Here is an 8,556-nt window from a genome sequence, read left to right as displayed (position 1 = left end):
CCTCCAAAAAGTAACTGAAGCGTATCTAGCGTGGCATGTGGCCATGCGTCAGATCGAAAAACTATCACGCTACACGCTGGGAGCAAAAATCGACACGTTATTCACAGACACGCTGGAACTGATTTTGTACGCAGCCTATGCCAATCGCACCCAAAAGTTTCTAGCAGTGCAAAAAGCTAGTACCAAGCTGGATGCCTTGAAGTATTTTCTGCAAATAGCTTGGCAACTCAAAGCCTTAGATCATAAGACCTACGCTCGCATTTCTGCACCACTAGAAGAAATTGGGAAAATGCTTGGTGGCTGGCTCAAGCATGTTGAGCCAGAAAAATAATTGGGAATCATGAAGCGCTCGCTGACCACGGCCACGAACTGGTAGTTCCGATTCCAGTTGTTGTGGAGATCGTTGAGGTTGAGGTTCCGACCGTTGGCATTCTCGTTGACGTAGCCGACGATGGAGTTGCCGTTCGTGTCGGACTGAACCACGCCAGACTATATGTATACTAGATCATCGTTACCACTGCACGTTGAGCCAGCTTAAACAGTATGGTCTTCGCGCTGTATTGTATGCGGGATATTGAATCCACCAATCTAGTATACCGAGTATCTTCATGATACAGGCAGCATCAATCACACTCTCCCTGAAATAGTTACTTCAAGGACTCTCGTCGATTTGATGTGCCTAGAATTCAACCGCTTGCAACCGTAGCTACAAACTAATTCGTTTACTATCCATAAAAATGATATCAAAAAATGCCGTAAAGGCATAATACAACATACTATTTGGGGGGAAGGGTGGCCGCGCAGATGTCTCACTCGAAAGTGATAGTCTGCGCAGCCGAACTGAGGCCAAGTGTCCAAGGATTCCAGAACCAGAAGGTTCAAGAATCCAAGCGCCCAAGGTCTTACTCGCTGACCACGGCCACGAACTGGCAGTCCCGAGGCCAGTCGAGGCGGAGACCGATGAGGCTGAGGCGCCGACCGTCGGCAACCTCGTAGACGTAGCCGACGATGGAGTCGCCGTCCGTGTCGGACTGAACCACGCCGCAGACGCCCACGGTGGGCTTGTCGGCAAGCTCATCCTTGAGCACGTCGAGGGTCGTCTCCGTCACGGCGCGATCGGGGTGGGTCAGGTTCCGGCGCTCGATCTCGGCCCGGAGCGCTTCGTTGGTGGGGTTGCGATCGAAGTAGTTGGCCGGGAAGATTGCCACCGTGACCTCGCGATCCGTCGGATCGACCGGAAAGTCGCCGGTCCGCGCCGTCTCGTTGCAGTACGCATAGCGCCCGGGCTCGATCTTGCTCCACCGCGAATCGCTGCCCCGCACCATGACCTTGATGATCCGGAGCCCATTGGTGTCGGGGACGGGCTTGAGGGACTCTGCCGCCTTCCCCTGCTCGAGGAAGGTCTGCAGGGACGCCCGAGTGACGGTTCCAGCGGTGATTTGAAGGTGCAGCTCGGCGAGCTGCTCGATGGTCGGCTTCATGATGCCTCCACTTTACTGACATTTCAGTACATGCCTGTGGTTTTGAAGTCTCCACACTCATGTATGACTATCAGCAAGCAGAATGCTGTGAGGTCGAATGCTGGCTCTCGACGGACGTCGAGCTTACCATGCCATCTGATCATTCGCAGCCCGGAAGAAAGAAGTGACTTCTCTACTCTGGGCTACGAATAGCCTCTGTATTTGGCTGTGTAATGGTCAGTTAGAGGTATCAAAGAGCTGTCTACTTTTATTAAAAATAGACTTGGGAATATATCATGTTTTAGGCATTCTGTCAATGCAAATCGTTGAAAAATTCCACAGGTAGCTAACACAATTTTGTAAGTGCGGCTTAAAAGACTGATTATAGTGGTTATTTACCGTATTGACTTTACTATATCAATACGTTAATATAGTAGATGCCTTTACTATATTAACGTAAAACTATAGAAGAATATGGAAGAAATACTAAAATATATTCAAAATCAGTTGGTACAATCCCCTTTTCGATTGAAGCCCTATACGGAGGATGAGCAAGGCAAACGCTATCCTCAGCGACATATCTATATCAAAATCGATCAGTATTTGAGGAATTTTTTGCATGTGCCTAACAGTCCAGAACGTTGGGTGATTATCCCGGGCTTAAGAGGCGTTGGTAAAACCACGATATTAGCTCAACTTTTTCTTAATCACTATCAAGAAGCGGGCGAACGCAGGATGCTATATATTTCATTGGATGAGGTAGTTAATGTACTGGGTTCCTCTCTACGCGATATTCTAGCCGCCTACGAGACCATTATTGGTGAAAGCTTCGAACGACTGACTAAGCCAGTATTTATTTTTATTGATGAAGCCCAATACGATCCAAAATGGGCAGCAGTACTAAAATCATTGTACGATCGATCACATAAGGTGTTTGTAGTATGTAGTGGTTCGTCAGCTGTTTCCCTGCAAACTAACCCTGATGTCATACGACGAGCCGTGTTTCAAAAACTGTTTCCCACAAGTTTTTGTGAATTTTTGATGATTCGTGATGGCAAATTTCCAGTAAAAGCCCTCAAACAAAATCTTAAAGATGCCCTATTTCAAGCAGACTCAGCGAAAGATGCTTATACAAAGCTAAAACAGCTTGAACAAACTATCTTGCAAGTATGGGCGGGCATCGATCGAAGCTATGTTGATGAATACCTAAAAATTGGTACATTGCCCTTTGCCATCCGAATGAAAGATGAAGCTAGAGTATACCAAACTATTACGTTACTGCTGGATAAAGTCATCAATCAAGATGTGCAAAGTCTAGGCCGTTTTGATACTAAAACTGTTCATTACATTAAAAGAGTACTTTTCTTACTAGCAGAATCAGAAGTAGTTAGTGTCCAAAACCTAGCTACTACCTTACAGACTAGCGTAAACACCATCTCAAGCGTATTGGAAGTAATGGAACAAGCTGAACTCTTAATTAGAGTGATGCCACATGGTTCAAATTCCAAGAAGGTCAGAAAACCATCGAAATACCTGTTTATGTCATCTGCTATGCGTTCTGCTTTCCTATCTGTGGCTGGCAATTCACAAATTTTCTCACAACAAAAAGGTCGACTGATGGAAGATATTGCAGCCATGACTTTGTATCGGGAGTTCGTGGCTAATAGCCGAGGTTCATTAACGTATGACAGTTCACAAGCTGGCGCGGATTTTATCCTTACGATTGCTCAAAAAAATATCATACCTATTGAGGTGGGTATTGGTGAAAAAACTGGCATACAAGTTAGCAATACCATGAAAAAAGTAGGTTCTGCTAAATATGGAGTTGTTGTTTGCCAAAACGCACTAACCCTACTTGAGGATGCCAATATCGTTAAGGTACCACTTGATTACTTTTTAATGATATAAGTCTTAACAAGTGTGTTAAGCAGTTACTGTTGCTCCAATAAACTGCGCCATTTGCTTTGTGATTTGGTTCAGCTCGCTATAATCTAGTGTTCTGAACGCATCACACAGCCGACCCAGACGAAGTTGATACAAAAATACTCTGTGTGTGCAGAGTATTTTTGGTTCTAACTGATTTTATTTCAAAATATAATACTTACCTTTCGTTACACCCTTTTCAGCAGCAAAACCCTTACCTACTAACGCTTTTAATACACGGTGGGCTAATTGCCTAGATATTTTCAAACTGTGAACAATGTCTTGTGAAGTAAGTTGTTTTTGTTCAAGTAATAGTTCATATACTTGCCGTTGTTGTTTGGATAACCGTTTTGGAACTTCTACAGATTCAATACTGTATTGTGCCTTAGCTAAGGCAGTTTGTAACGAATACTTCATACCATCGGTAAAGTACTCTAACCATTCAGTCTTGTCACCACTATCTGCCGTATGTAATTTATCTGAATACTGCGTACGATCAATATCATACCAATCATCGAGCACAAAATACTTATTAATCCTATAACCATACTTCAATAGCAACCAAGCCGTGAGTAAGCGGCAACTACGGCCATTACCATCCACAAATGGATGAATATAGACAAATTGATGATGGAAAATACCAACTTGGACAACGGCCGGTATTTTTGGTTGTGCCGCTATCCAATGAAACAAACATTGTAGTGATTTTTGAATATCAGTTTGCTTATGAGATGGTGGTTCATGTTTGACTACTAACTTTTTCATTCCAGCCTGTCGTTGGTAATGACCAACCACAATTCTTTGATTACGAATTTGACCGGCAATATCATCTTTGACTCCATGGAGTAACTGTTGATGCAATGATAATAAATATTGAACAGTCAGTGGCTGGTCTACTTTCGTATGCAGATTCTTAAGGATATCAAAATAATTGCATACTTCCTTTTCATCTCGATTTGTGGGCACACGATCTCCTAGTAATAAATTAGTGACTTCTGGTAATGATAGTGGATTACCTTCGATACTATTTGAAATATATGAGGAACTGAACAAATTATCCCGTTCTAAATTAAGCTGCGCTGTTTTGGGCAGGTGTAAACTTTCTAATTGCCCATAAAATCGCTCAATTTGATTAAGATTAACCAATAGTTCAGGGCTTAGTTGGTATTGTGGTTTAAATTCCATAACTCTATTGTAAACTATTTTAGAATAATTGTAAACTCTTTTGTAAATACTATTGTACACTAGATACGGTGTATAAAACTAGGGTGTAACCACCAAATAAGACAAAATTGATACAAAAATACTCTGTATGTGCAGAGTATTTTTGGGCTAACCTAAACTATTGTCAATTTCCTTAATATGGTATGCACTCTGTTTTATGTATATGCCATATTTAGATAAAACTATCCAAAACCACTTCCTATGCAGTATCGAACAAGTAGAAAACGTAAGCGGTAACGAAACCACTAAAGCAGTGCTAACAGATATACAGCTTGTCTAAAGTGGTTTTTTTTGCTAAAATTTCATAATGAAAATTGTCAGTAAAGAAATTCGTGGAGCTTTCCGGGAGGCTGACATACCGTTAAAAGGACGTAGTGAAATCCTACGGCGCTATGCTGAGGCCAGTCAGGATGAGGCGGCCTTGGGCTTATCTATTTCAGTTAGTCAAGAACAGATTAACGGCGTCTTGCGTCTGCTCTATGCCGATAGTGATCTTCCCGAACCACGGCGTACGGATAGTGGCGTAGTGAAGGATTTAGCAGAGTCTATTCATGAGTTGGGAGAATATAGAAATAATGTAGAGCTAAAGCCTAAAGACGCACAAATGCTCTCGGTGTTCATTAAATTAGTTGAACAAGCTTTTTATAATGGAGAGATTGCACAACTCTTAAAAAAAGATTTAGCCTTTGATGGCTGGCGCGAAGCTAGACCAAATATTGCGGCGCTCGCCTATTTAGTAAACCGGGTCGCTAAACTGAAAGCTGATCGACGCAACCACGATAAATTAGTCGGGTTTGATGAACGTCGTCTACCTCATTTAATTGATACTGTCTCTGCCTATGCGGGAGAACGTTTTGCCACCTTGGCGCCGAAGGGGTTAATGATTATGAATGGTGCTGATTTTCTTGGTTCTGGCAGACTCCTACCGCACGCAGAACTTAAACGTTTTTTTGAACGCTCGCGGGATTTTGTGCTCAGAGCCAGTCGTGAATTAAGTAGCGGTGCTAACGATCTGTATTTAGTCAAAGAACATTTGGTCGCAGCGGCGGCTGGTGCTGGCGCCAATCCAGATCAACCTTACTCAGCGGAGCGTGCCTACGAAAATTTTTTCTATGGCTTTTCTAATAGTGAATCTATCAAGGATGGGTTAGGTGACACATTGTCTTTGGGTGATCTCACTGCACCGGAGAACTGGGATGACCCAGCTCACTGGGTGGCGGATTTAGGATTTCAAAAAATTAGTTTTGATCCACAATCTCAACCATTCACGCGCGGCCATCAACTAGCACATTTTGACCCATGTCAATTTGGTTTTGCCGCTATGGCAGTCGACTATTGGACAGCTCAACAACAACATTCATAAGTTAATCTTGCCTAAAACAACTCTGACAACTTCCACTAGACGACCCAGCGCTTTTCCTTTTAATCACGCGGAATAAAACTAGCCTCACCCGTTGCGCAATTAACCGTAATACTTCGTTCACCGAGCAATTTAATCTCTGCTTGACTAGTATCATAGGTAATAATATATGCCGCCTGCTCAGGCTGATAGGTAACAGCCTGACTCTCTTCCCAATTACTTAAGTTTTTTTCAGCAACTAAAGCATTGGCTTTATCTAGAGCTTGCTGTTCGTTAATTTTACAGTTAGCTGGCAAGCTACTGACTGGTTGTTCTTGATTAAACAAACAACCTGTCACCACAAACAGTGGCACCAAAATAAAACTAATTGTGATTATAGAATTCATTTTCATTTGTTTAAAATACTAAACTATGGATGACTTGTCCAGAAAAATCACATAGGCTCAATTGAGCCAAGCGGGCTTCAATACCAGTAGTTGAATGTTCTATTAATAACGCTTAAATACTGGCATATTTGCATTAAACGAGTAATTTTGACTCTATAAATGCTATTACTTGCTATAATGACTATAATAAATAACAATATAAAATATATGAACAAGCCATTTATTACTACAGAACAACGTGCAACCCTACTAAAAAAATTGCAAACTCGGTTTGAAAAAAACCTGCAGCGCCACAAAGGGCTTAAATGGACTAATGTACAAACCAGGTTGGAAACTAATACTAAAAAATTGTGGTCAATTAGCGAAATGGAAAGAACTGGTGGTGAACCAGATGTAGTTGGTTTTAATAAAAAAACTGGCGAATATGTATTTTATGATTGTGCAGCCGAAAGCCCAACCGGTCGCAAGAGTCTGTGTTATGATAGTAAAGCGCTAAAGTTAAGAAAAGAACATAAACCAAAAAATACTGCTATGGATTTAGCGGCTACTATGGGTATTGAAATATTAACTGAAGAACAATATCGGGAGTTACAGACACTGGGAGAATTTGACACCAAAACATCAAGCTGGTTAAAAACGCCGGCTGACATTAGACAACTCGGCGGTGCCCTATTTGCTGATCGTCGTTACAACCATGTTTTCGTATATCACAATGGGGCTGAGTCTTACTATGCTGTTAGAGGGTTTCGTGGTGTGTTTAAAGTTTGACTATAGAATAATGAAAAGTCATGAACGGTTAACTTAACTTGTTCATTGACAGTTTTATTCACATATACTAACACATATTAACATCATTAATTTGTTAGCTCTTTTTTATGGATCGTCTCGACAAACGCTTACTATTTTCTGCCGAAACTACTGCCCGAATTTATGCCCTGATTACTAAAATAGATACGATTAAGGCTATCAGAACAAACTATTAAAAAACTTTTAGCTATGAACCAACTTAAAAAAATTGGTCAAGGCAAAGCCACGCGCTATAAAGTAATCAATCAAACCCCAACTAATCAGCTAGCTTAAATCCTTTTTCTTTTGATCAAACTCTTTTTTATTGATCTCACCTTTGGCATAGCGATCTTTGAGGACATCGCTGGGTGTTTTAGGTTGATTTGAACTTTGTTGCACCAGCCATTTTACGAGAACGACAATACCAGCTACAACCAGCACCCAGAACAAAATCATAAATAACCAGCCACCAGACATTAAACCAAAATTCATCATAGAATTTATTGGATAATTATTAAACATCATACAACTATTAATTAAAAGTTAACACTTTATCTGACCGTTCAATCATATTGAGTAAGTCGGTCATCGTAGAAATCGGACACGTATTACTCTCAGTTTTGCCGCGTAATTTCAAACAGGTTCCACAGACATACAATGTTCCTTTAAGAGCAGTAAACTCAACTACTTGCTTTGAAATATCAAAATCTTTCGTATCTGGAATAGTATCCAGCTCTGATCCCTCGTTCAGTAAAAATACTTCAACGTTATGGCCAGCTTTTAGTGCTGTAATGGCCAAGCGAAAAGCGTTCCAAACATGTTCAGGGATATTAGATTGCAGAATAATACCAAGCTTCATACGGTCATGTTATCACCATATGAACTTTGAGCACAGCCTTAGTCTTTTTGGTTCTAACAAATCATCACACAAGAACGATACTTGCGATGTAACTTTATAAAGATATGCAAGCTTTATAAAGTTCTGGCCTTAGCATTTGTGTTTTCGATATGATACACAATTGTCATACTTATAAAAAGCGAGTCTAAACCAAATATGTTTATCCAAAAATATCCAAAGTGTAAAATAACCTACATTAACAATATAAAAAAGAATTCGTGGCCGCGTAGATGTCTCACGAAGAGTTACTATCCACGCGGCCGATCACATCAGTCCACCACTGCGATGAATCGGTAGCTCCTAACCCATCTGCGGTAAAGATCTTTGAGGGGGGAGATGCGCCGACCACGCTCTCCCGCATCTACATACCCCACTGCGGGTTCCACACCACAGATGCCCGCAATCGACCTCTGCCCCTCGACGCACTCGGCCTCCCGGGCATCGAGGATGGTCTCGGTCGTCGCGCGGTCAGGCCGGCTAAGGTTCCGGCGGGCGATGTCGTCGATGATCTGTTGGCTG

General features: G+C 41.8%; 10 protein-coding genes. 4 read left to right on the top strand and 6 right to left on the bottom strand.

What is annotated here, in order from left to right:
• Positions 1-331: four helix bundle protein (locus WCV88_06280; protein MFA6475763.1), on the top strand; the 331-nt coding region annotated here is incomplete at its 5' end.
• 571 nt (positions 332-902) lie between these two features.
• Here WCV88_06280 and WCV88_06275 read toward each other — a convergent pair.
• Positions 903-1,481: a hypothetical protein gene (locus WCV88_06275; protein MFA6475762.1), complete on the bottom strand. Its 579-nt coding sequence runs from the start codon at positions 1,479-1,481 to the stop codon at positions 903-905.
• Positions 1,482-1,934: 453 nt separating this feature from the next.
• On the opposite strand from WCV88_06275, the gene WCV88_06270 reads away from it, so the two are divergent.
• Positions 1,935-3,368 (top strand): ATP-binding protein, encoded by a 1,434-nt coding sequence (locus WCV88_06270; GenBank protein MFA6475761.1) that lies wholly within the window; start codon positions 1,935-1,937, stop codon positions 3,366-3,368.
• Positions 3,369-3,542: 174 nt separating this feature from the next.
• Here WCV88_06270 and WCV88_06265 read toward each other — a convergent pair whose 3' ends face one another.
• Positions 3,543-4,568 (bottom strand): Fic family protein, encoded by a 1,026-nt coding sequence (locus WCV88_06265; GenBank protein MFA6475760.1) that lies wholly within the window; start codon positions 4,566-4,568, stop codon positions 3,543-3,545.
• A 346-nt stretch (positions 4,569-4,914) separates the two neighbouring features.
• On the opposite strand from WCV88_06265, the gene WCV88_06260 reads away from it, so the two are divergent.
• Positions 4,915-5,970 carry a hypothetical protein gene (locus WCV88_06260; protein MFA6475759.1) on the top strand — a complete coding sequence of 352 codons (1,056 nt, stop codon included), beginning with the start codon at positions 4,915-4,917 and terminating at the stop codon, positions 5,968-5,970.
• A gap of 59 nt (positions 5,971-6,029) precedes the next feature.
• Here the strand turns inward: WCV88_06260 and WCV88_06255 are convergent, their stop codons facing one another.
• Entirely contained in the window at positions 6,030-6,353 is a 324-nt protein-coding gene (locus WCV88_06255) for a hypothetical protein (protein ID MFA6475758.1), read from the bottom strand.
• 207 nt (positions 6,354-6,560) lie between these two features.
• Here WCV88_06255 and WCV88_06250 point away from each other — a divergent pair, with 207 nt between their 5' ends.
• Positions 6,561-7,121 carry a DUF4256 domain-containing protein gene (locus WCV88_06250; protein ID MFA6475757.1) on the top strand — a complete coding sequence of 187 codons (561 nt, stop codon included), beginning with the start codon at positions 6,561-6,563 and terminating at the stop codon, positions 7,119-7,121.
• A 303-nt stretch (positions 7,122-7,424) separates the two neighbouring features.
• On the opposite strand, the gene WCV88_06245 is transcribed toward WCV88_06250, so the two are convergent.
• The 3 genes from WCV88_06245 to WCV88_06235 form a co-directional block, all read right to left on the bottom strand.
• A complete protein-coding gene (locus WCV88_06245) occupies positions 7,425-7,634 on the bottom strand; it encodes an SHOCT domain-containing protein (protein ID MFA6475756.1) in 210 nt (69 codons plus the stop codon).
• 37 nt (positions 7,635-7,671) lie between these two features.
• Positions 7,672-7,998, bottom strand: a complete 327-nt coding sequence (locus WCV88_06240; protein ID MFA6475755.1) for a DsrE family protein — start codon at positions 7,996-7,998, stop codon at positions 7,672-7,674.
• Positions 7,999-8,306: 308 nt separating this feature from the next.
• Positions 8,307-8,556 (bottom strand): hypothetical protein (locus WCV88_06235; GenBank protein ID MFA6475754.1); only part of this gene is annotated, 250 nt, incomplete at its 5' end.

This window comes from Patescibacteria group bacterium, assembly GCA_041665365.1.
Lineage (GTDB): Bacteria > Patescibacteriota > Patescibacteriia > UBA9570 > UBA9570 > UBA9570.
Note: the sequence above shows the minus strand (reverse complement) of the source record. Positions and strands in the feature narration are given on the sequence as shown.